At 42.6% G+C, this 24,107-nt stretch carries 18 protein-coding genes; 11 read left to right on the forward strand and 7 right to left on the reverse strand.

Annotated elements, in window-relative coordinates; translation table 11 throughout:
- Window positions 1-3: 3 nt before the first annotated feature.
- From HUZ36_RS17015 to HUZ36_RS17025, 3 genes are all read left to right on the forward strand, one after another.
- Entirely contained in the window at window positions 4-597 is a 594-nt protein-coding gene (locus HUZ36_RS17015) for an XTP/dITP diphosphatase (protein ID WP_125250549.1), read from the forward strand.
- The gene (gene hemW, locus HUZ36_RS17020; protein ID WP_176033499.1) at window positions 594-1,730 is read left to right on the forward strand and encodes a radical SAM family heme chaperone HemW; all 1,137 of its coding nucleotides are present in this window, start codon (window positions 594-596) and stop codon (window positions 1,728-1,730) included. The genes HUZ36_RS17015 and hemW overlap by 4 nt, the downstream gene beginning before the upstream one ends.
- A gap of 82 nt (window positions 1,731-1,812) precedes the next feature.
- Complete coding sequence (locus tag HUZ36_RS17025; protein ID WP_176033500.1) at window positions 1,813-3,645, forward strand: DUF885 domain-containing protein; 1,833 nt, start codon at window positions 1,813-1,815, stop codon at window positions 3,643-3,645.
- A 263-nt stretch (window positions 3,646-3,908) separates the two neighbouring features.
- Here HUZ36_RS17025 and HUZ36_RS17030 read toward each other — a convergent pair whose 3' ends face one another.
- The 7 genes from HUZ36_RS17030 to HUZ36_RS17060 form a co-directional block, all read right to left on the reverse strand.
- Window positions 3,909-5,714, reverse strand: coding sequence for a sensor histidine kinase (locus tag HUZ36_RS17030; protein WP_147388780.1), 1,806 nt, complete (start codon window positions 5,712-5,714; stop codon window positions 3,909-3,911).
- 147 nt (window positions 5,715-5,861) lie between these two features.
- Complete coding sequence (locus tag HUZ36_RS17035; protein ID WP_244297215.1) at window positions 5,862-7,238, reverse strand: diguanylate cyclase; 1,377 nt, start codon at window positions 7,236-7,238, stop codon at window positions 5,862-5,864.
- A 366-nt stretch (window positions 7,239-7,604) separates the two neighbouring features.
- Window positions 7,605-8,522: a glycosyltransferase family 2 protein gene (locus HUZ36_RS17040; protein WP_176033501.1), complete on the reverse strand. Its 918-nt coding sequence runs from the start codon at window positions 8,520-8,522 to the stop codon at window positions 7,605-7,607.
- A complete protein-coding gene (locus tag HUZ36_RS17045; protein WP_176033502.1) occupies window positions 8,479-9,618 on the reverse strand; it encodes a polysaccharide pyruvyl transferase family protein in 1,140 nt (379 codons plus the stop codon). Before HUZ36_RS17045 ends, HUZ36_RS17040 begins: the two co-directional genes overlap by 44 nt.
- A gap of 293 nt (window positions 9,619-9,911) precedes the next feature.
- Window positions 9,912-10,598 (reverse strand): sugar transferase, encoded by a 687-nt coding sequence (locus tag HUZ36_RS17050; RefSeq protein WP_125250555.1) that lies wholly within the window; start codon window positions 10,596-10,598, stop codon window positions 9,912-9,914.
- A 2-nt stretch (window positions 10,599-10,600) separates the two neighbouring features.
- Window positions 10,601-11,842 carry a WecB/TagA/CpsF family glycosyltransferase gene (locus HUZ36_RS17055; protein WP_176033503.1) on the reverse strand — a complete coding sequence of 414 codons (1,242 nt, stop codon included), beginning with the start codon at window positions 11,840-11,842 and terminating at the stop codon, window positions 10,601-10,603.
- Window positions 11,843-12,028: 186 nt separating this feature from the next.
- Window positions 12,029-12,763 carry a hypothetical protein gene (locus HUZ36_RS17060; RefSeq protein ID WP_147388775.1) on the reverse strand — a complete coding sequence of 245 codons (735 nt, stop codon included), beginning with the start codon at window positions 12,761-12,763 and terminating at the stop codon, window positions 12,029-12,031.
- A gap of 348 nt (window positions 12,764-13,111) precedes the next feature.
- Here HUZ36_RS17060 and HUZ36_RS17065 point away from each other — a divergent pair, with 348 nt between their 5' ends.
- The 8 genes from HUZ36_RS17065 (at window position 13,112) to HUZ36_RS17100 (ending at window position 23,874) form a co-directional block, all read left to right on the forward strand.
- A complete protein-coding gene (locus HUZ36_RS17065; RefSeq protein ID WP_176033504.1) occupies window positions 13,112-14,743 on the forward strand; it encodes an LruC domain-containing protein in 1,632 nt (543 codons plus the stop codon).
- Window positions 14,744-14,755: 12 nt separating this feature from the next.
- Window positions 14,756-15,274 (forward strand): hypothetical protein, encoded by a 519-nt coding sequence (locus tag HUZ36_RS17070; protein WP_147388773.1) that lies wholly within the window; start codon window positions 14,756-14,758, stop codon window positions 15,272-15,274.
- 359 nt (window positions 15,275-15,633) lie between these two features.
- Window positions 15,634-17,088 carry a sigma-54-dependent transcriptional regulator gene (locus tag HUZ36_RS17075; protein ID WP_176033505.1) on the forward strand — a complete coding sequence of 485 codons (1,455 nt, stop codon included), beginning with the start codon at window positions 15,634-15,636 and terminating at the stop codon, window positions 17,086-17,088.
- 203 nt (window positions 17,089-17,291) lie between these two features.
- On the forward strand, window positions 17,292-18,533 hold the full coding sequence (locus HUZ36_RS17080; protein WP_128730896.1) for an oligosaccharide flippase family protein: 1,242 nt from the start codon (window positions 17,292-17,294) through the stop codon (window positions 18,531-18,533).
- A 19-nt stretch (window positions 18,534-18,552) separates the two neighbouring features.
- Window positions 18,553-19,575: a glycosyltransferase family 2 protein gene (locus HUZ36_RS17085; protein ID WP_128730895.1), complete on the forward strand. Its 1,023-nt coding sequence runs from the start codon at window positions 18,553-18,555 to the stop codon at window positions 19,573-19,575.
- 308 nt (window positions 19,576-19,883) lie between these two features.
- Window positions 19,884-21,158: a polysaccharide biosynthesis/export family protein gene (locus HUZ36_RS17090; RefSeq protein WP_128730894.1), complete on the forward strand. Its 1,275-nt coding sequence runs from the start codon at window positions 19,884-19,886 to the stop codon at window positions 21,156-21,158.
- A gap of 12 nt (window positions 21,159-21,170) precedes the next feature.
- Window positions 21,171-22,562 carry a GumC family protein gene (locus tag HUZ36_RS17095; protein WP_176033506.1) on the forward strand — a complete coding sequence of 464 codons (1,392 nt, stop codon included), beginning with the start codon at window positions 21,171-21,173 and terminating at the stop codon, window positions 22,560-22,562.
- Window positions 22,563-22,599: 37 nt separating this feature from the next.
- Window positions 22,600-23,874 (forward strand): O-antigen ligase family protein, encoded by a 1,275-nt coding sequence (locus HUZ36_RS17100; protein ID WP_176033507.1) that lies wholly within the window; start codon window positions 22,600-22,602, stop codon window positions 23,872-23,874.
- Window positions 23,875-24,107 lie beyond the last annotated feature (233 nt).

Raw genomic sequence — 24,107 nt, forward strand, 5'->3', positions numbered from 1 at the left:
AATATGGCAAATAAAGTGGTTCTTGCCACAGGTAACCAAGGTAAAGTCAATGAGCTTAGCGCGATGTTAAGCCAATACAATATTGAAGTGTTACCTCAAAGTAACTTTGACGTCCCTGAAGTAGCAGAAACTGGCACTACCTTTGTAGAAAATGCCATCATCAAAGCGCGTCACGCAGCTAAAATTTCAGGTTTACCAGCAATTGCGGATGACTCAGGACTTGAAGTAGATGCCCTCAACGGTGCTCCTGGTGTTTACTCGGCGCGTTTCGCAGGCATTGATGCCAGTGATCAACATAATATCGACCATTTACTGGCCGAGCTTGGTGAGCAAACGCAGCGCAGTGCGCGCTTTTGGTGTGTGCTGGTCTACATGCGACATGCTGATGATCCAACACCTATTATCTGCCAAGCGAGCTGGGAAGGTGAAATCACTCAAACCCAACAAGGCAGAGAAGGGTTTGGTTACGACCCTATCTTTAAAGTAGGTGGTTTAGACTGCACATCTGCTGAATTAACTAAGGAAGAGAAAAACGCAATTAGCCATAGAGGACAAGCACTTAAACAACTCGTCAGTCACTTTCAAGGCCTCGCGTGAAACTACCTCCATTAAGTCTTTATGTGCACGTACCTTGGTGCGTGCAAAAATGTCCATACTGTGATTTCAACAGCCATGGAAAAAAAGGAGATATTCCAGAAGCGGAATATATTCAACACTTACTTCATGATATTAAAGCAGACCTACATTATGTGCAGGGTCGAAAGCTCAGTAGTATTTTTATTGGCGGTGGTACGCCAAGCCTACTCTCTGGTGAGGCTTATCGCTATTTACTGAGTGAAATAAAAACCCTAATTGGGTTTGAAGACGATATTGAAGTAACACTAGAAGCCAACCCAGGTACAGTCGAAACTGACAAGTTTAAACACTATGTTGCTGCTGGCATTAATCGTATTTCCATTGGTGTACAAAGCTTACAGCAAGATAAATTAACTCAACTTGGTCGTATTCATGGCGAACAAGAAGCGCTCAATGCAGCACAAGAAGCCCATCAAGCGGGCCTAAACAGCTTTAATCTTGATTTAATGCACGGCCTTCCCAATCAATCAGTTGATGATGCAATGGAGGACTTGAAAAAAGCCATAGCAATGTCTCCTCCACATCTTTCTTGGTACCAATTAACAATAGAACCAAATACGCAATTTGCTTCTAAACCTCCTGTCTTACCTGAAGACGAAACACTGTGGGAGATCCAAGAGCGCGGCCAGGCTTTGCTTGCAGAGCACGGTTATCAACAATATGAAATTTCGGGGTATGCCAAAACTGAAATGCAATGTCGACACAACCTGAATTATTGGCAGTTTGGCGATTATCTTGGGATCGGTTGTGGTGCGCATGGCAAAATTACATTACCAGAGCAACAGAAAATCCTCAGAACAGTAAAAGTAAAGCACCCTCGTGGCTACATGGATCTGAGCAAGCCTTATTTATACGAGCAGTGGCATGTTGCAAACGATGACAAACCATTTGAGTTTTTTATGAACGTATTTCGCTTGAAAGCACCAGCATCGAAGCAGCAGTTTGTCGAGTACACGGGTCTTCAACTCAGTGCAATTTCCCAGCAAATTAATACTGCTGTAAATAAGGGGCTTCTTGAAGAAACAGCGGATTCATGGCTAGTTACAAATAAAGGCCACCGCTATCTTAACGATCTGCTAGAGTTATTTGTTTAATCAGAACTCAAAATTATGCAGGAGTATTCTTGGCTCCTGTATGAAAACCGCCTTTAGGCAAAATATAATAAAAGGGTATAAAATGCGTAAACTAACCATTTTAGCAGCAGCGGTAAGCGTCGCGCTTCTTGCTGGCTGTCAACAAACCACACACTCTCAAGCGCCAGCGCAACATGCTGAGCAACAAATCGTGCAAAGTGAAGTTGAAAAAGCCAATGCGCTTTTTGAAGCATCTTTTATGCGTGGCGTTATGCGCAGTCCAATTTACCAAACTTATATGGGTATCAAACAGGACTATGACAAGTGGGATGACAGTAGTGAAGCTCGCCAGCTTGAAAACCTCGAATTAACAAAGCAGGACCTAGCCGCTCTGAAAGCCATTGATCGCAGCAAGTTAGACGCAAATACGCAAGTTAGCTATGACTTATTCAAGCAAAGCCTAGAAAATACCATTGCAGACTTCAAATGGCGTCATCACTCTTACCCAGTAAATCAAATGTTTGGTACACACTCGATGGTGCCAGCGTTTTTGATCAACCAGCACCAAATCGCTGATGTTAAAGATGCAAAAGCGTACATCTCACGTTTGAATGGCGTGCCAGCCGTGTTTGATCAGCTAATTGTTGATTTAAAAGCGCGCGCAGACAAAGGTATTATTGCACCAAAGTTTGTATTTCCTCACGTTATTGAATCAAGTGAAAACATCATCAAAGGCGCACCATTTGGCTCAGGTGATGATTCAACCTTATTGGCAGATTTTAAGCGTAAAATTGCTAAGCTTGAAATTACGGAAACAGAAAAGTCAGCATTAATTAGCGAAGCCACCGCAGCGTTAACTAGCTCAGTAAAACCTGCCTATAACAAGCTAATCGGTTATCTACATAAACTGGAGAAAAAAGCAGATAATCGCGATGGTGCATGGAAATTCCCTGACGGTGAAAAGTTTTATAACAATGCACTGGCGCGAACGACTACAACAGCATTAAGCGCAGAAGAAATTCATAATATCGGTTTATCGGAAGTGGCTCGAATTCATGACGAAATGCGTGCTATTAAAGATAAAGTTGGTTTTAAAGGTGATTTACAAGCCTTTATGGAATTCATGAAAACCGACAAACAATTTTATCTTCCAAATACAGAAGCTGGCAAAGCGCAATATTTAGCAGAAGCAAAAGCGATGATCGATAATATGAAGTCACGCCTAGATGAGCTATTTATCGTGAAACCAAAAGCTGACATGATAGTGAAGCGTGTAGAAGCATTCCGTGAAAAGTCAGCGGGTAAAGCGTTCTATCAGCAACCAGCACCAGACGGCTCTCGCCCAGGTATTTACTACGCTAACTTATACGATATGGAGGCCATGCCAACCTACCAAATGGAAGCCCTAGCTTACCACGAAGGTATTCCTGGTCACCATATGCAGATAGCTATCGCGCAAGAGCTAGAAGATATGCCTAAGTTCCGTAAGTTTGGTGGCTATACTGCGTATATTGAAGGCTGGGGTCTATACTCTGAACTTGTACCTAAAGAAATGGGATTATATGAAGACCCATATTCTGATTTTGGTCGTTTAGCGATGGAATTATGGCGTGCTTGTCGCTTAGTAGTAGATACCGGTATTCATGCTATGAAATGGACACGTCAAGAAGGCATCGATTACTATGTAAACAACACACCAAATGCGAAATCAGATGCTGTGAAGATGGTTGAGCGTCATATTGTCATGCCATCACAAGCGACCGCATACAAAGTTGGTATGTTGAAGATTTTGGAACTTCGTGAAACGGCGAGAAAAGAACTAGGTGACAAGTTTGATATTCGAGAATTCCACGATGTTGTACTTAAAAATGGCCCAGTGCCACTTAACGTACTTGAATCATTTGTTGATGGCTGGGTAACGAGCAAACAAGACTAACACTCGCAAACCACCTTCAACACAAGGCCAGTAAGATAAAGCTGGCCTTTTTGGTTGTGCTTGTTTTTCATGCCAATCAATACATATACCAATTAGCCTTTATACTTGCTCAATTTGAAGGAGTAAATCTGATACTAGCTGCATTAAAAGTTTCTTATTTAGAACAAAAAACAATCTAAGCCAATTAATGATTAACGCCTTTTTCTAACCAGTTTCAACATTAGCTAGGTTGATTTCACCTCACAATAGAAAGCTGAATTAAGCTAATTGGTATCATTCAAGAAAAATTCGGTTCCACTTAGAATAATATGTAAGCATGCGCCACCATGTGCGGGGCTCTGCATTTTGATCTCCCCTTTGAGCTTTTGAGTTACTAAATTATACACAATGCTTAGGCCCAGTCCCGTGCCACCACAAAAGCGCTTAGAAGTTACAAACGGCTCAAAAATTACTGGTAAAAGCGCTTTATCTATCCCAGCTCCATCATCTTTAAAATAAAAATGAAGGTAATCGTTTATCACCACGGTTGACACCACAATGTTGAGTTTTTGACCGGCTACCTTGGCATGCTTAATACAATTATTGATGCAATATCCAACAACTTGACTGAATACAGAGGGGTAGCTATTCAAGACTAAATTTTCCGGAATTTCTATTTCGACAGAGTAATCATCTCGCTCCATCTCTGACTGATAACAGTCAAATACGCTTTGTACTAAGTGATTCAGGTTGAAGCGACTTTGCTCCTCATATTCACGGTTCACAGCCACTAACTTAAAGTCATCCACAAGCGAAGCGGTACGATGCAAGTTATTTTCTAAAAGATACAGAGCAGCTTCAGCTTCAGTAATTAGGGTTGTCAGTGTCTGACGTTGCAGTTTGCCAAGCTCAAGCTGTGACTTAAGCGTCGCAACTTGTTCTTTTAAATGTGATTGACTGGTTATGGCCACGCCCAGCGGCGTATTTAATTCATGGGCAAAACCACTGACCATATTACCTAAACTCGCCATTTTCGCTTCTTCTATAAGTCGCTGCTGCGCTGCGCTGAGGCGTGCTAATAAGGTTTCTATAAACGACAATAAATCGTCTAGGTGATGTGCGATTTGCGCAATCTCATCGTTTCCCTCTATTCCAACCCGAAGACTAAAATCTTCAAGTTTGGCTACTTTTACGAGCACTTTATTAATAGCCAAAATATGGCGCGTCACCTTACTGTTTTGGTAATTGAGTAGAATCAGCACCGCAAGATTCATTAATATAATGAGCGTGAGACCATACACGATAATATTCTCTTTTCGCTCCTGTGCCAGCGTTTGTGTTCTTACTGCAACCAGTTCAAACTGACTTCTTAGCTTTTGTTTTTCAGTTAGTAATTCAGCTCTCACCCCTTGTGCGCTGTGAAGTCCTAATTTCTGTAATGCAGAAACGTAGTGGTTAAACCCCGTAACATAGCGTTGTAGCAAGTTTTTAACTTCAACATCTGATTGGTTTTGCTCAAGTAAATGCTGTGTTTCTTGAACCAACTGCTCGTGCATTTGTAAGTAGCTCAGATCCGCTCTTAACAAAAAGTCTTTTTCGCGACGCCGCAACTCTAGTACGGCAATTTCTAATTTTGCTGTCGTTTGCCCAGACACTCTAGCCTGCAATGCGTGGGCACTGCGCCTAAACTCACCATAAATGCCAGAGTTCTCATCATAGCCAAGTTGCTCGTAGAGCTGGGTCAATTCTTCTTTTTTGGTAAAATATGACTTAGAGACTGTATCTAGCTGTAATAGTAACGGCAATAACTGCTGCTCGTGTGACAGTGAATTAAGCAGGTTGCTAAAACTATCTTGGTAGCTGTATTTAAGTTGGGGTAGCGCCGAGGCTGGTTCTTTCTTTCCACGCTGATGTAGTAACTCCGCATTATCCATTGCCCGTTGTAACGCCTTTTGCACATCACCAAGCTCTGTGGTTAGCCGCGCACTGAGATGCACTTCGTAATACAAAAACCAACTCGTGCAAATAATCACAAGAGCCGATGCCAACGCTGCGACTTTAAAAAATAATACAGACTGTTTTAGCTGCACAACACAACTCCTATCCGCGTTTTCTATAAGCTTAGTACAGTTCAAACGTGCTTTAATGACCCCTATCGCACTTTTGTACAAATAGGGATTAATATTGGCCGAGTTGAAAAAATGGGTAGTAATACCAATTCGGTCTAAATAGCTACGCTAATCAATTTCTAAAGCATTGTGATTTTGTTGTCGAAACACACTTTTATCGTAATACATATTATGGTCGGCTCGCGCCATTAACTCTGAAACACTCGTATTACCAGCTTGAGGGAAAGCATGTCCGATGCTCACTGAAATTGCTATCAAGTGCCTATCGACTTGAAAAGGATGCTGCTGGATTTGCTGCTTTATATGTTGAACTATAGAATTTACTTGCTCTTCTTCTGAGACACGATGAACAATAATGATAAACTCATCTCCTCCAAACCGAGCAATAAAGTCATACACCCTTACTGAGCTCCTCAATATCGACGACACATGCAGCAACAATTTATCACCAACCTCATGACCGAATTTATCATTTACTAGCTTAAAATCATTTAAATCCAAATTGAGTAGTGCAAATGATGGTGGCTCAGTTCTTCCAAGTAATGAGCTCAGTTGACGGATAGCATGACGACGATTAGGTAATTTTGTGAGCTCGTCTTGCAACGAAGCCGTACGTGCAAGATAGTAAGCGCGATAAAGGATCAGTAAAGATAAAAAAAGTACGAGTGCTATCACATGAACAAAAAGTCGTACTTGATTTTCAGATTTTGAATAAGTGCTCGGGTCAATTTGGTAGTCAGCAACAAGTTGCCACTGACCTGATGGCAAACTGATCGGAATCGTAACGTCTGGTGCGCCGAACAGCGCACTATCTCCAAAAAACACAGCTCCGTTTTGCCCTTGACCATCCCGTCCACGCAAAGCCACTTTCGCGTCATCAAGTGCCAATATCCCGCTAGAATCAAGTAACTTCTGATAGTCTAGTACAACGCTGATAGCCCCCCAATAATCAGTGTTTAGCGGGTAATCAGAAAAGACCGGAAACCGAGCGATAAGTGCCTCTCCCCCTTGTACTAATTGTAACGGTCCGGCAATAAATACGCGCTTTGAAGTTCGAGCTAACTCAACGGTACGAAACTGCTCGGGGCGAGTTCGAAAATCAAATCCAATTGCAGCGCGATTTCCCTCAGCAGGATACACATGACTGATAATATTATTTGGCGCTAGACCGACATGACGAATTAACCTCGATTCATCTACCACTTTTGCAGCTACAAGAGACCAATGTTCAATAGCAAAGTCCGAATCTATCGTCACAAATGTAGCTAAGCTCTCAGCCAAGTATGTATCCATAAAGATTGCATTTTCTATTTTGGCTCGAACTAGGGCAATATTTGAGCGCACGACTTCTTTTCTCTCGCTTATCTCCTGCACGACAATCGAGTGGGCAATATGCTTTGCGGCATAAAATGTAAGCCCCCAAAATACCGAGCTAAATAAAAGTAATAGCGCTATGGTTGGTTTTTCTATCGTTATTCTTATCACCGTACTTTACTCATGACCGCTTAATGAGGTTAATGTCGCCAGCTCAAAACTAAACAGTTGTCCTATGCTCTTCACTTAACATGCTACACATCCACCGCATATGCGAGATCATGGCTATGTAAAAAGCGTATTTTTTGATGCCACTTGCAATCACGCCAGACACATTTTGAACTGCAATTTACTAATATGACCGAGTATACTGAGATATTATTACCAAAAGTATGTGCTTAACTCACTGTAAACTAAAACTTAGTATCGCAACAACTGGCTTTATTGAAGCATAGGCAAAGATAAGAAAATAGCGAGTTTTACGCCAAAAAGGGACAAATCAATGACTCTGTTTTGGCGTAGTAAAACTATTCTTAATTATCGGCTAAGTAATGACATAGGCTTTGCTATCAAACTATAAAGCCCCCAATGTAATGCCCTGCTCTTTGCTGCAGGGTGAGCCAACAGACCAAGTGCGGCTCGATAGCTGCGATGTTTAATGTTACGCTTGGCCAAATCACACAAATGCGCGCCTATATACTTTTTCGCCATGCTGGCGGTGCGATCGGCTACTTTGCCTAGTGTAATCTCTGTCATCAAACGCTCAGCAAAGGGGCAAATGGTGCTTGGGGGAGCTTTATCACAGGCACTGTCAGCAATACCTATATAATAAAAACTTTCGATTGCAGGTGTGTACGCGATGGTTGAATTCAATGCAACTTGCACATACAAACTTTGGTCTTCTCCCATCCATTCCCCTTCAGGAAAACCACCGACTTTCAGAAAAGTCTGTTTATCTAACACAATGCTTGAAGCGGTAAATGGCAAATCACCATTGGCAGCAATTTCAAAATAGTTATCCATTTGATAACCATCAGGGTTCCAGTGCGTTAACGCAATTTTTGCATCAAGATAGTCACACTCTCCTCTCACTTTTTGGTAGCGGCTAGCATAAAGCCCTGCGTTAGGAAAGCGCTGGACAAGTTGAGCTATTTTCGCAAGAAAGAAGGGGGACCAAGTATCATCTGCGTCCAAAAATGCAATATAACGACTTGATGCCTGTCTTACCCCGTTGTTTCTCGCACTTGAAACGCCTTGGTTTGGTTGCTGGATCAGCTTTAGGTTATCCAAGTCCAATGCTCGTACTTTGTCTACACTATCATCTGTTGAGCCATCATCGACTACGATAATTTCAGCTGCGGGATGCTTTTGCGCCATAACACTTGTTAACGCACGCTCAATACAGCCGCTTTTATTGTATAGGGGAATAATGACGGAGAATTGTATTTTGCTCATGGCTCTCGCTCCAATTAGAAATTGATAAAGAAATTGCTTGATGTAGAGGAAACTTCGGCTGTATGAAGCCATATCTCAACCCGTGGGTAATTCGATTATGTATTTCAGCAACACTAAACTCATTGGCATCAAAACGATTGTCAGTACTCGTTGCTGTTTGCATACACCACTGTGCACATTTATTGTGATATTCAAGACTAAGATAAGGTGTTTGCATCATGTAAGCATAAACCAGCGCATGTAAGCGCATCCCTATCAGGGCTTTGAACATGGAGATACATTTAAGTGTCGCTAATGGGTTGGCAACATAACTTATGCGCTGGACTTCCACCCAACTGGGCAGCGCAGCTATAATTTTGTCGTGAACTAACCTATCGCTTATCAGCGGCTGGTCATTCAGCTCAATCAAATAGATTTTCTCTCGTGTGGCTTCCCAAGTTGCCGTGATCAGTTTAGCAGCTTTGTTGATACGGTTGGCTTCTGCTTGCTCATTAACATCACCAAATGGTGTGGTCACTTTTGGACAAAAATTAAAAGCGATGCCTTGGCGCTCAACCGGGTTTAGCCTATCAGCGAAGTAATGTAGTAAAGACGGAGCTAGGTCAAATGTATGCCTAATATTGGCATGTGGCGCTAGTAAAGTCGCAATCTCATAGCTTTGCTTGTCTCTGACAGTGACAAGTCCACACTCATTCAAAAACTTCTTACACTGTCTCTCAGCATTGATATCACTAAAACCTTCAATCCCTACACCTAACGCCATTGAATTTTTAGCGCCGGCAAGTGCTATCATATGACGCTTCTGCGCGATATCGCGACAGCTGTGTAGCACCGACCCGCCACCAAATATCACCGCTTTTGAGTGTAGCGATCTGTGATAGTGTTTAAGCCGTTGATGACCGCGAAATACTACGTCAGTTTGGCCTATACATCCTGACTCTCGTACTATGGGATTATTGATTGGGGCATTCACCGCAATCGAAGCGCTGCCAAGAAATGTCTTAGCACCTAGCATTGTTGCTTGCATGAGGGCATCGTCACCGCTGTTTCTCATGCCGTAGTACCCGACTAGATACGCGTCCAAATTTTTCATCATGCTAATTCCACCGATTCAAGAAGATAACTTGGTACTGCAGTTAGCATGCCAAAATTTAAGATGTTGATTTTAAAGAATTATATTGCATTTCACTTGGCGTTATTCGCAGATTGCATTGCATATTATTAAAATGAAAACAGGGCCACCGAGATAACCGGTCGCCCTGTTTAGGTGATGTTTTATTTGACAAGCAGTATGTAGTCTAAGCTGAGGCAGATGAAACGCTTTACTGTCGGCTCGAATACTGCTGCTGTGATACACAGACTACCAGTGTCAATAGTCTCGGTTACGCACTAATATGCACCGCGAGCTCCTAATACACATGGAACTGTTTTGCATATAATTTTAATATCCTGAACCATACTCTGGTTATCTATATACTGCTTATCCAACATAACTTGCTGCTCGAAAGTAGTGTCAGCGCGCCCAGTTACCTGCCAGAGACCTGTAAGCCCTTGTTCACAGTTTAAACGCGTAAGCTCTCTCACTTGATAAGCACTTACTTCTTTTTCTAGCGCTGGTCGTGGACCTATTAGCAGCATGTCCCCACATACAACATTGAATAACTGTGGTAATTCATCAATCGAGTACTTACGAATAAAACGCCCTACTCGCGTGATCCTAGGATCATTATGAAATTTTGCACATACGCCATCACGGTTACTTTGGCTTGGATCTGGCGCTTTGAATTTCGGGTCATCCGCCATATACATAGAACGGAACTTATACATAGTGAAGCGACGACCGAGTTTACCCACTCTCACTTGCTTGTACACACATGGTCCTTGGCTTTCTAGTTTAATCAGCAACATCACGAGTAAAAGTAATGGTGAGATAAATAGCATACCGAGTCCAGCTATTGCTCTTTGTAGCATGACAGGGATACCGTGGTGACGACCGTCGCGCACTGAGGTTGAGTCGGGCGCGGTTGCAGTTTGAGTAAATGCCATATTGGTTGATAACTTTTTGATAGTAGTCATGATTAAAGCCCTCTCAATGCCTGATTCAGAATATAAACACGGAATAAAAATATCGGATTTCCAATAACGTAGCGGTGAAACTTAGCTTTAGGCTGTTGTATTAATCGCCAAACCCACTCAAGTCCTAGCTCACGCAGCCAAAGTGGTGCTCTTGGAACATCACCGGAAAAGAAGTCAAATAATCCACCAACCGCTAGCGCACAGCTGGCTTCAAGCTTATGTTTGTTGCTATCTACCCATATCTCTTGACGAGGGGAGCCTAATGCCACCAGCACGATATCAGCTTTACTTTGGTTGATTTGCGCAATGACAGCTTCATCGTCGTCAAAGTAGCCATGGTGTGACCCTGCGATCCGCAAATTGGGATATGTTTGACGTAGGGACTGCGCCGCTTTTTCAGCAACACCGGGTTTTGCACCAAGTAAAAATACTGATTTTCCAGACGCTTCCATGCGTTCGCAAAGTTGCGGGAGCATATCTGTACCATTGCAATTATCAGCTAGTTGCACTCCAACTTTTCTTACAGCTAAGCGCATACCCGAGCCGTCGATAAAATTACGGTTGCTGCTTTTCAACGCTGAGCGTAACGCAGAGTTTTCAGCCGCAAGGTTGATAGAATTCGCATTGATAAAAAACGCGGTACGACAAGTTTGCGATGCCGTGCTGTCAAGTACCCAAGAAACCGCCTCTTCCATCTGACAATTACTGAATGACAGACCAAAAACGGGACGCGACGTGTGGTCAAGTGTCTTGCCTGAATAAAGCAGTCGGCAGATGAGAATCTTAAACACCATGACAAGGTCGGCCAAGACGCTCTGTTGTACCTGCTTATTAAGCAGTGCCTGTGGGTCTTCGGCCTTTAATCCGGTAAGGCTATGAAGCTGTAGATAATCAAATAATCCTGATTTGCTACACGGCGAGCGGAAGTTATCTACTTTTGGGATAGAAACATTGTCTCTCACCAGCGGGTTTCCCACGAACTCAATGTCTCCTTTGATGACATTAAATAATGCAGCGCTATCAGCAAATATGCCTTTACTCCACTGGTACAACTCTACCCTACATCCACTTATGTCCATCCAAGATCTTTTCTTTATCGGTGCACAAAAGAATAAAACCGCTATGACCACATTAACGGCATATAGAGGCATAAGGAGTACCAGTAGCAAAGAAGCTATCATCACCGCGAATATGCGTGTGCTTTTTGAACTAGAGACTTGAGTTTCAAAATCTAAGACTTTCATAATCCACCTCAGTGTGGTTTGCTTTTTCTTAGTTTTGCGATTACCGTGCCAAACCTATAACTCACTGTTTATAAATAAAAATAGATAAATATCAGAGTAAATTTGTTGCAAAATGCAAAAGCAATTCCGAATTAAAAAATGAAATTAAAAAACAAATACCAGATAACAAAAGAGGCCTATAGGGCCTCAGGAAAAGTGTTTGTACTCGGAAATGACACGATGGAATAATATCGGAATGCGTTCTTTTACCGTTTTTAATTTAAGCGGCATTTCTGACTTATTATTTAAATTGCAGTGGAGCAGTAGCTTTGAAAGCTTAAATATTAATTTGTGAAATAATCGGTCGACTACTGAATTTTTCATCGGTCCGTAATTATAATGTCTAATATAGTCTGAACACTGTGGGCTTTTAGTGTTATTCCATTTTTCGTTTAATAGCTCAAGTCCATCACAATTTTTCGCAAAGTGAATGACATGACCATTTTCTCCCCACCCTACTGACTCAATATCGACAACAGGCTCAGTGATAGCGTTGATAATACTATCGAGCCACAACAACGCTTCGGGGCAGGCCTTCATTAACATCACCCCTGAGTTTAGCCTGCCGCTATAACCATTTGCCATAAACAAAAACTTATCAGGCTTAATAACACTCGATAGGTTGGGGCAAGAGTCTTGAATGTAAGCGTCGGCATCGACAAACAACACATAATCATAGCCAGCCGACAGCGCTGAGCGTAATAGATACAGCTTTAACCAGCAGCACTCCGCACCAAGATTTGTCACCCAAGGCTTTGTGATCACAGTGTAGTCGTACCCCATGCGCTCAGCGTAACGCCGCTGGCTTGCAAGATGGCGGCGGTATCGAATTTGATAACCATTCAAAGCTATGCTGAATATTAGTATGTTGTCGTTTGTCATAGATCACCTCCAAGGTGATATAAAGGTATGCAAATACCACTCCAGCTGCCAATAACAAACCTTTCGAACAAAACAAAATACAGTAACAAACTGATTTAAAATACTTTTATTATTTCTGACTTCAAACAAACTCAATAACTAGAGTCGCAATACAGAAAGCTAATTGACACTCTTCATGACTTTCTAATCTTTTTCACCATTGTGCAAACCACACTGCGCTGCAAAATGCGAAAAATTCAGATTACAAGCACACTAGAAGAGGTAAACGCCTAATAATTATAAGCTTTTCATTTTGGCATGATAACTGCGTTGTGAGTCGTATCTCCATTCATGCCCACGGAGGCAATTATGAAAAATAGGTCTTTATTACCGCAGTCGTTGTTTGTTGCAAGCACACTATGCGTGAGCACAGCATCTCTTTCAGTAGAGCAGCAAGGCGGTAACTACGTATGGCAATTCAACTCTGGCCAATCTTGGCCACTAGGCTATAACCAAAACACCGGAAAGCCTGATCAACTTACCTACAACCGCGGGGAATACACGCCAGAATTTTTTCAGCGGATCGCCAATGCACTCCCTGAAAGTCGAGTAAACGAGGCTTTTATCACTGGCGACCAAGGTTCAACAATCCACCTATCTGAGGATGCAGAAGTATTTATCACATTCATTCACGAAGGCGCTGGTTACAAAAACTCATTCGGCTACTTTACGTTTGACCCAGAGAATCCACCACAGTCACCGGAAGAAGTGCAAGAAACCATCGTCTTTCCCAACCTCAGCTATCCACATTTAACCAATGGACACCGGGTAAGTATTGGTGAGTTTCCTGCCGGTACTAGTATTGGCTTTTTTATCGCTGCCAATGGCTTTTGGTATTACACTGGAGTTAAACCATTCAGGGTTCCCTACTACTACTCCTTATCTAACTTAAATCCAGAAGCTGATGAGTCTCTCAAGCAGCACTGTGTGTTACTCTATGACGAGGAGCAGGATGAAGTCGTAATAGGCTTTGAAGACTTACCAAGAACATGGGGTGACAACGACTTTAACGACGCTCTGTTCAGTGTGAAAAGCTCTCCCGCTAGTGCTATTGCTGCCACAAATCTAAACCCCATGCCGGAGTCGAACGACAGTGATGCAGATGGCGTGCCTGATGACCAAGATGAATTTCCAAACGATTATGATCGTGTATCCAGCCAGTATTTCCCATCAGAATCGGGTATAGCAACTTTCGCATTTGAAGATAATTGGCCAAATCGCGGCGATCATGACCTCAACGATTTAGTGGTTAAACAGCAAATCCGTATAACTTATGATGCTGACAATCAAGTTAGCGGCTTTATTTTAAATGGCTTTATAACAGCCAGAGGGGCAGCTAACAATAACGGATTTGGATTGAGGTTGATGGATTCAGAGCCAGGTTTAATTGGAGAAGCAAGTATCCAAATAGATGGGCAAACTTATGAAAAACGCGCAGAAGAATATCAATCAAATGCAGTTATTACACTTTGGCGCAATACTCATGTGTTTACGACAACTGGACAATCAGGCAGTTGCTCCCACTTTAACACGGTCATGAGCTGTGACAACTTCAGCCCAGTACCATTTACACTAGATGTAAAGTTCGACTACAGCATTTCCGCTTTGGCTTTGGCAGACTTCGACTTTTTCTTATATCGCAGTTGGGATCGCTCGTGGGAAGTACATATGGCTGATTATCCACCCACTGACTTATTTGACGATAGTCGACTTGGTAGAAAAGATGATACCTCAGATGCTGCCAGTGGTCGCTACTTTAGAACAGCTGAAAACCTATCTTGGGGATTAATGATCAGTGAAGACTGGAATTACCCAAGAGAATATATTGATGTTGTTTGGGCTTATCCAGACTATGAGCTGTGGGTCGAGAGCAATGGTGAACAGGCACAAGATTGGTATCTCACCAACGAAAGAACAACACATACGTATAGTGAACAGTAATCGGAGGCTGTGATGAAAATACATAACCAACAGACAAAATTATTTATGCTCGTAAGCTTGGCACTACTTGGATGCAGTGACGGCGATACAAACAACGAAACTGAGATGAAAACAGCATCTCAACCTGTTTCTCAAATTAAAACCAACCAGTATGAGCCGGATCCCATGCTGCTAAGCTCGACCGCAGCAACATCCAAGCAGCTTCATGTCAAACCTAAGTTTGCTTTTAAAACCAGTAGTGCCGTTACGTTAGATTTAAGTGGCAATGATGTTTTTGGTGCCTCTTTGGCAACTAAAACAGTAAAAGTCTATGCGTTAAAGAGTCGCGTAAGCCAGTACGATGAGCAAGCTATGGTGGAAAAGTCATTGTTAGCGACTACCCGATTTAACTCAGCAGGACAACTTGGCCTTAACCTCGATGTTCCTGCTCACTATAAGACCCTGTTGATCAGTGTTGATGGCATGTTGGAGAACAATCACTTACTAGTACCAGTAGAAAAGCAATCGACGATTAGCCATCAGTTTTACTGATAAACGAGGGAGGTTAAGAATGAGGTAACGCATTGTGTTAAAGCTCTCATCAACTTATTGCTCAGTAGTGGCGCTTTGGGGATAACTTGATGAAGTTATACATCACTAGATGACCGAAGAGCATAGTGTTAACGTGATTTGGCACAGAAGACGGTCACCAGAACCGCGTTAATTCTGCAAAACTCTGGCCAATAATCCCTCACCCCGATGACAGCTGCGCTTCTGGAGTAGAAGTGCAGCTTTTTCGGTTTAGATAGACCATAATTCAATATGTGTAATTAAACAGCACTTCTTTTTGATTAGATAGCCGTTGAGCTGCTATAAATAAGTTACAGGAAAGCCAAAGTAGTGAGAGATTAATGGAGCCAATACACAATATTACGCTACTATTTGTAGATGATGAGCCGCTTATACTTCGCTCCCTGATCAGGGCGTTAAGAGACGAGCCATACGAAGTTCTTACTGCAAACAGTGGTGAGGAAGGGCTTGCACTACTTGAGGAGCGCCCAATTGATGTGGTCATTTCAGATAAAATGATGCCCAATATGTCAGGGATAGAGTTCCTGGGTGAAGTAGCAGAGCGATATCCTGATACTTTACGTATTATGCTTACTGCATATACAGATTTAGATGGGTTGATCCATGCCATTAACCAAGGAAAAGTCTGGGGCTACCTGCAAAAGCCATTCGAAATTGATAGTATTAAATTAACGATAGAACAGGCGTTACAGACAAAGATGCTGATTGCCGAGCGCAATATGCTGCGCTCTAGCCTCGCACGCTACAAAAGCGAATACCGCGCAGGGTTTCATCGCTTTGTTGGTGATTCTATCGCCATGCAAACCGTATATAGAGCAATAGAAAAAGCAGGACCAAGTAGAGCAAATGTATTCATCACGGGACCAAGCGGTACGGGTAAAGAACTTGCAGCAGAGGCCATTCACCACTCAAGTGAACGCAGTAATGAGCCTTTTATATGCTTGAATTGCGCCGCGATCCCTAAAGATCTTATGGAATCTGAAATATTTGGCCATATCAAAGGCGCCTTCTCTGGTGCAATTGCCAATCGTGATGGCGCAGCTTCCGAGGCCGATGGTGGTACTCTGTTTCTTGATGAATTAGGAGAAATGGATATTGCTTTACAGGCTAAAATTTTACGTTTTGTGCAAACTGGTTCGTTTCAAAAAGTGGGCAGTGCAAAAACTGAAAAAGTCGATGTGCGCTTTGTTTGTGCTACCAACAGAGATCCCTATCAAGCTATTGCAGATAATCACCTAAGGGAAGATTTATATTATCGACTCAATGTTATTTCTATCGATTTACCGCCACTGCATGATAGGGGGCGGGATGTCTTACTACTGGCACAACACTTTTTACAACGATTTAGCGAATTAGAGAATAAAATTTTTGTTGGGTTTTCTGACCGTGCAGAGCAACTCATATTACAGTTTGACTGGCCAGGAAACGTGCGCCAACTAGAAAACTTTGTGCATAGCATTGTTGTGATGTCAGACGGGCCATTAATAGATTATGATGTTGTTCAAGCGCACCTTCCTGGTGATACCCCAACCCCCTTGGTTACTAAAACCGAACCGAACCCAAAGGCTGCTGACATTCCACCGATAGGACAAGGTTCCACTAGCATTCAAAAAGAGAGTAAAAACGTAGCGCCCTTAGCGGAAGTTGAACGTGTTGCCATTGAACAAGCATTGCTTTTATGTGATGACAATGTCGTAAAAGCAGCGAGCCTATTAGAAGTTAGCCCCTCTACCTTATATAGAAAGATACAACAATGGTCAGAGGCGACTTCATAGCATTAATTTAGTACACGTAAAATGAATTGCACTTTGCAAAAGATAAAATTCGCAAAGTGCGATTTTCCTCTCCAAATTTGCTTCACCATCCTGAAAAAAATAAAAACCAATAAAAATCAATAGAATAAGAAAAGTTACTATCTAACCTACATTTGGCATGCTTCTTGGAACTGTATACCCATAGTTTCTAGAGGCCGCCTGCTATGAGTAATCCAAAAAGCACATCAAGTATTCTTGTATCCAACACCTCATATTTGGTTGGTGCTGAAATTGTTGCAAAAGGTTCTCGACTTTTTAGCATCATGGCCATGGCGGTGTATTTCACCCCCACAGAGTATGGTGCAGTGATGCTTGCTCTCACCATCCATGAAGTACTTAGATTACTTCTTCGCTCTGGCGCTGGCGTGCAAATAATTCGCGCCTCGGATGAATCGCTCCCATTATTTTTAGGAAATGGTTTGTTGATACAATGGCTGCTTTGTACGTCGCTGTGTCTCATTCAAATTGCCATAGGATGGAGTGCACAATGGGCTTTTCCAGAGCATGATATATTCGCTTTAGTTGCTTTAATGGCACTCACATATCTTGCCTTTCCCGCAGTAAGTACCCGCGTTTTTCTTCTTCAACGTAGTAACAGAATGGGCTTATTTAGCCTAATAAGTAGCGCGTGCATTATTGTTGAAAATGTCACTATTGCTGTTGCTCTTTACTTTGATGCGCACATGATGGCTGTAGTCATAGCCAAGTGGTGTTTCGCCCTTCTGTGGCTCGCGTGTTTTTCGTTCGTACCTTGCCTTTCACACAAACTGAGTTATCACAAAGACACCTTTCGTTTATTACTTAAGTCCTCATCGCAGCTCGCCATCAGCGAAATCTTACGGTCTTTAAGAATAAACATGGATACCTTTATCGCAGCACGGTTATTAACGCCGGAGTTATTTGGGATCTACAGTTTTGCAAAAAGCGCAGGAATTGGGCTGGCGATGTCGATTAGTCAAGCCTACACCAGCGCGCTATATCCGTTTATATGCCGCCGTGCACTGCAAAACAACAGCGACCACAATAGTCAAAAGCTTATTTTTATAACAACGTTTGCAGTATCAAGCATATTTATGATTCAAGCCCTAGCAGTGCCAGTATACGTGCCAATTTTATTTTCGTCACAATGGCAAAGCAGTTTTGATACCACATCGTTGCTGTGTCTTGTGGCGGTAAGCTCAGTATGGGTCGACACCTACACCACAGTGCTAAGAAGCGAAGCACAGTACAAGCGAGATTGCCACTTTTGCGTGTTTGCATTAGTCGTTTCGCTACTTAGCGTCGCAATTGTCATGCCCAGTTCACCCGTTCAACTTGCTGTTACCTTATTAGGCGGCAGCATAGTTTGGCTTCTATTTCCTTTGGCTGATATCACATCAAGATATCTACAGCCTGATCCAGCTTAAAATCTTATCGGAGAGTACTATGAAAAGTTCAAAAAATAAGGTGTATCCAAAAGTAAGTGTCATTATCCCGATGTTCAACGTCGAAAAATATATTGATGAGTGTATCTGCTCGGTGTTGAATCAAACCTTTAAGAATTTTGAAGTTATTTGTGTCGATGATGGCTGTACAGACAATACATTGAACTATTTGACTGACTATAAAGACGCACGGATAAAAATTGTTCGCCAACCAAATAGAGGACTTTCCGGGGCTAGAAATACTGGGATCCGTGTTGCACGTGGTAAATATATTGCGTTTCTTGATGCTGATGACTTTTGGGATCCTAGAAAGCTTGAAAAGCACGTATATCACTTAGATCGTGATTATGAGTTAGGGGTTAGCTACTGCCCTTCTTTATTTGTCGATGAGCAGAGCAAACCATTAGGTATTGGACAATTTCCATCACTTAAGCACATCAATGCTAAAACCATACTATGTAGAAATCCTATCGGCAATGGTTCTGCGCCTGTCATTAGAAAAGATGTACTTAGCCAGATCGCATTTAATGATGGAAAACGAAGCTGGCGCCAGTATTTCGATGAAAATTTAAAACAGTCAGAAGATATCGAGACATGGCTGCGCATAGCACTAAACACTCAATGGAAATTTGAAGGTATTGAAGAACCACTGACTTTTTATCGTGTAAACGCATCTGGTTTGTCTGCTAATTTAACAAATCAATTCAAAAGCTGGCAGTACGCTATAAATAAAAATAGTAAAAAACATGCTTGGTTTTTTGAGCAGTTTGGTTCTTTAGCTCAGGCCTATCAACTTAGATATCTCAGCCGCCGAGCATTGCAGTCACGGAATAAATTCCAAGCATTAAAACTTATTCATCAAGCGATTTGGACTAACTGGAGAATACTCACAGAAGAACCAACCAGAACTACATTAACCTGGTGTTGCTCACTGCTGTGCATTCTGCCCAATAAAGTCTATTCCACCATTGAGCGACTAACGATGCGCACCATCGGACTATTACAAAAACGCACTACCGCATAAGCCCTCGACCTTATGGCCAGCTCAGCTGGCCTTTTTCATTTTGCAATGCAAATCTCAAAATGCCGCATATAGTTACTAATATAGAATTAAAAGTGGACTTCTCAGCGCAGCAGCTTAGCTGCAACTCGTAAAGGCACACTACACATAACCTTTAGCTGCGAACTACTAGTAAGTTATTGTTTTTATTTAATATAAAATGGTGAAGTAACAACATGATGGTAATACAACTGGGTTTTGATTGTATCAAGCCATTAACTTGGTCTAATTAATGCAACAACCAAAGTGAACGCATCCACAAGGAGCCCACTATGAAACATGTACATAAAGCCACATGGATAAAGATACTTACAGTTACCCTTGTGAGTGGGATATTACTGGGATGCGCTAACAACGCTGCATTAGTGGAGCTTGAAGATGACGATATGCAGTTTTATGGCTATCCAAACGCTACAGGTAAAGCAATCAAACACCAAGCCGTAAGTTCCGTGTTTGCCACTAATATTGATTGTGTTGATGCACAACAATTCGCCGCCCCCACTAATTTTCGTGTCGACAAACCATTACTCTTACCTGACTCAAAACAAATGCTACATGCCATCACCACTTCACTTTCATCAGAGTCTCTCCCCTTAAGCCCTGGAGACTTGATAGAACTGAGCATGGAGTATGGTGAGGGCTTTAACGGCCGTTATATTCTCGATACTACGGGTTCCATTTTCTTACCGGTCGCAGGCGCAGTAAAAGCGTCGGGCTTAACTAGTCACCAGTTAGCACAAAAATTAGAGTTGACCCTAACGAAAGCAAAAATATTCAAAGCTTATACCATTGATGTCAGCGTTAAAGTGTTAAATTGGGCAGCGATAGAAGTTCCTGTGTCCGGTGCTGTTTTTCAACCCGGACGAGTGACTATTAACTCTGCTTTACCAGAGCAAGTAATGGAAGAGCGCATTGGTGCCTCTGGTGATTATTCTAACCAACGCTTGCTGTCTGAAGCTATCCGAGCTGCGGCTGGGATCCGTCCTGACGCAAAGCTTGATCAAGTGATACTAATCAGACAAGGCTGGCAGATTGAAGCTGACCTCAGCGGCATACTAACCGGTCAACCTGTTAAAGATTATGCGTTGATTGCTGGCGATCAAGTGATAGTGCCAAGTACTGGTTGCTTTCAACCGCACTTAGTTAGACCGTCACAAATAACACCAAAAGGATTCAGGGTGTTTATGTCAAATTTAATTGACTCAGCAATGAGCAACTCCAATGCAGCTATTGGACGTTTTTCTAGCAACTTACCCTATGGAACGCGTTTACTTCAAGCTGCTATCTCTGCAAACTGTGTTGGTGGCAAAGCCTACACTAATGCCCCTCGACGTGTGGCGTTGGTGAGCAATAACCCAATTACAGGTCAAACTCAAGTAATAGAGCGCTCTGTTGAACAGTTAATGAGAATGCCATATCGGGATTTAATTAACCCCTATGTCATGCCAAATGATGCCATTGCTTGCTACGACTCTGATGTTACTAACCTTAGAGACATCGCGGGTACACTACTTGACTTAATCGCGCCGTTTTCGGCTCTAAATTAAGGGGGACTTGTTATGAGTAACCACTTACAAACTACGACTCCATATAGTCGCTTTAGAGCATCAATCTATCGCACATTACGAAGACCATACCTGGTGACTTGTCTGATCAGCTATTGCGTGATCACTCTGCTGGTTTTGTTCTATTTACAACAGCCCCCAAAATACACCAGTGATTTAGATATGGTTTTACCCGGTACAGGTGCAAATAGTAATGTATCGCTAGATGAAGTAGGTCAAGTCGTTTCATCCACCAGCGCTCCTTTTGGAAAAGGTTACAACCCTAGAGTCAATTACAAAGAAATGTTGATGAGCAGAAATTTACTTGAAAGTGCAGCAACATCACTCAGCATGGACGTAAAAAGTTTTGGTCGACCAAAAGTGAGACTTACTGAGCAAACGTCAATTCTAAATGTCGAGATAAGCGCCTCGTCAGCCAAGCTTGCTGAGCAAAAAGCATGGGCGTTATTCAACGCACTGCAGGAGCAACTTAAGTTTTTAAGAGCCGATGAAGTATCACGCAGAGATGACAGTATTAAAGCAGTATTAGATCAATACCGAGAGCGCCTTAACATTGCCAGAAATAATATTACCGATTTCCAGCAACGATCGTTACTCGTATCTACAGACCAGCTAACACAGCATATTGCAACCCTTGCTAACCTCAAAGAACAAATTGTTATTACAAAGGCAGAGATCGGCCGCTCTGAATATTATGTCACGCAATTAAGCGTTGACCTTGGTGTCTCACCGTCTATGGCAGGACAGGCCTTCGCTTTACAATCCGATGGTGAGTTTAGAGCCTACCTATCTGAACTTACAGAGTCATCATCACAATTAAGCGAATACCGCTCTCGCTGGGATGAAGGACACCCAAAAGTAAAAGCAGAACTTGCTAGGTTTGAGCAGTCAAAACAAGCCCTTCGCACACGTTCAGAGGGGTTGGTAGGCCCACATGCGGCACATGCTTTCCAAACAATGGATCTTGAGAGCAATCCAAATAGAGCACAACTGTTTGCTGATCTTATAAGCGCTTTTGCTGCCAAAAAAGGCATAGAAGCCAAGCAGGCTGAGCTCGAAAACTCAGCACAGTTATTGAGTGAAAAAATAAAGATATACGCACGAGAGGCCGCTGAGTTAGATCGGCTAGAAAGAGAGTTTGACTTAGCTGAAGCCGTATTTACTTCAGCAGCAGCCCGCTTAGAGGCGAGCAAAGCAGACGTATTTGCATCATACCCTGTGATCCAATTGATGACACCGCCTTCACTTGCAATCAATTCGACAAGTCCGAAAAAAAGTATTGCGATAGCAGCAGCATTAGCTGCAATGATCTTCCTAACAATGGGCATGCTCATGGTGAACAAGCGCAGAGAGATAGTGTCAGCTATTTTGCAAAAACCAGAGTAGACGCAGCTAATCAGGACAATAAATCAAGGAGCTAACGATGTTAATGAAAGCCGCCTTGCCAGTGCAGGACAAGCGCTTCATCAGTACCGAAGAGATGCTGGTGTGGGCTGGGCTTGTTCTTACCTACCCGATGTTTTTATTGGGGATGCTATACGTGATGGGTTCAGTAATCGGGTGGATAATCGCATTTGTTATAATGCTGCGTATGTATGTCCAGACACATCGCAAATATACTCCCATTTCGTTCATGGTTTGGCTCTGGCTCATCGCTATGTTAGTCATGCTTGTAGCCTTACTAATGGCACATAGTGAGTGGTCTCTCGGGCTGCCACAAACAATAAAATCGTCAATAGGGTGGATGAAAGGCTGGGCACTACTGGCAATTTTCCCATTGATTGCAAATCTTGCACAGATCCGTAAAGAAGTTGTTGTCCGTGGCGTTTGTATTATTGCGATTCATACTTTTATCTTTGCGCTAGTTTCTCTTGCTTTTTACATTGTCAGATTACCCGGAGATATATTTTTGTCTCCGTTAAAAGTGATAGGAGGCCCAGGCGAAAGTTTCTTTATGGTGAGTTTTTATGGTATCAACCCCGAAACAGGGGCTGGACGTTGGCGCTTTTTCACCCCATGGGCACCTGCTGCTGGCTTTATGGCATGTACGTATTTAGTATTCTGTTTACAAGAAAAAAACAAACGAATACGCCGCTGGGCAATTGCAGGGTGCTGGGCTATGTTACTGTTGTCTCAATCAAGAGCCGGCATAGCTATTTTTATTATGCTTTTTCCACTTGTGATTTTTAGCGACAAACTAAAAGAGCCATGGCTCCTTATCTGCCTTGGAGTTATTGTGCCGACCATCTTACTCTTGGGAGAACCTATTTATAACGCCATCATGGACTCTTATGAAGCCATAAAGCAACAAAGACCAGGCTCTACCCGAGTCAGACAGGCGCTTGCCAATATTGCTATCCAACGCTGGCAGGCCGAAGCACCGATTTGGGGGCATGGCATTGTTGAAAGAGGGCCTAAGATGGTTGAGTTTATGCCGATAGGGTCGCATCATAGTTGGTACGGACTGCTATTTGTTAAGGGGTTAGTCGGTGCATTCGCACTGGCTATTCCGATGATTATATCAGCGCTTTATTTTTTATGGCACGCACAAACCTCAAAAACCTCGCAAATTGCGTTTTGCTTGCTCACTGTACTAATCTGCTACAGCTTTTTCGAAAATTTAGAAATTTTATCTTATCTATTCTGGCCTGCGTTATTATGGTTTGGCTTCGCATTTTCAGAACGCGATACGGGCTAACACTTAGCCACACAGTCAACGCTAAACTCATATTTGCGCAACCTGCGTGGCGCTATCCACTTGCTGTGAGTTCGACACCGCTATTTTCAATGCACAAATTCGAGGCATAAAAAAACCCTTGCTAAAAAGCAAGGGTTATAAAAAGTGGCACCAGTAGGCGGACTCTGAATTTGTATTAGCGCCACCCGCGTGGCGACCAAGTCCGACACCACTATTTTCAATACACAAATTCA

It is taken from the genome of Pseudoalteromonas sp. McH1-7 (assembly GCF_013366255.1).
In the GTDB taxonomy this organism is placed as follows: domain Bacteria; phylum Pseudomonadota; class Gammaproteobacteria; order Enterobacterales; family Alteromonadaceae; genus Pseudoalteromonas; species Pseudoalteromonas peptidolytica.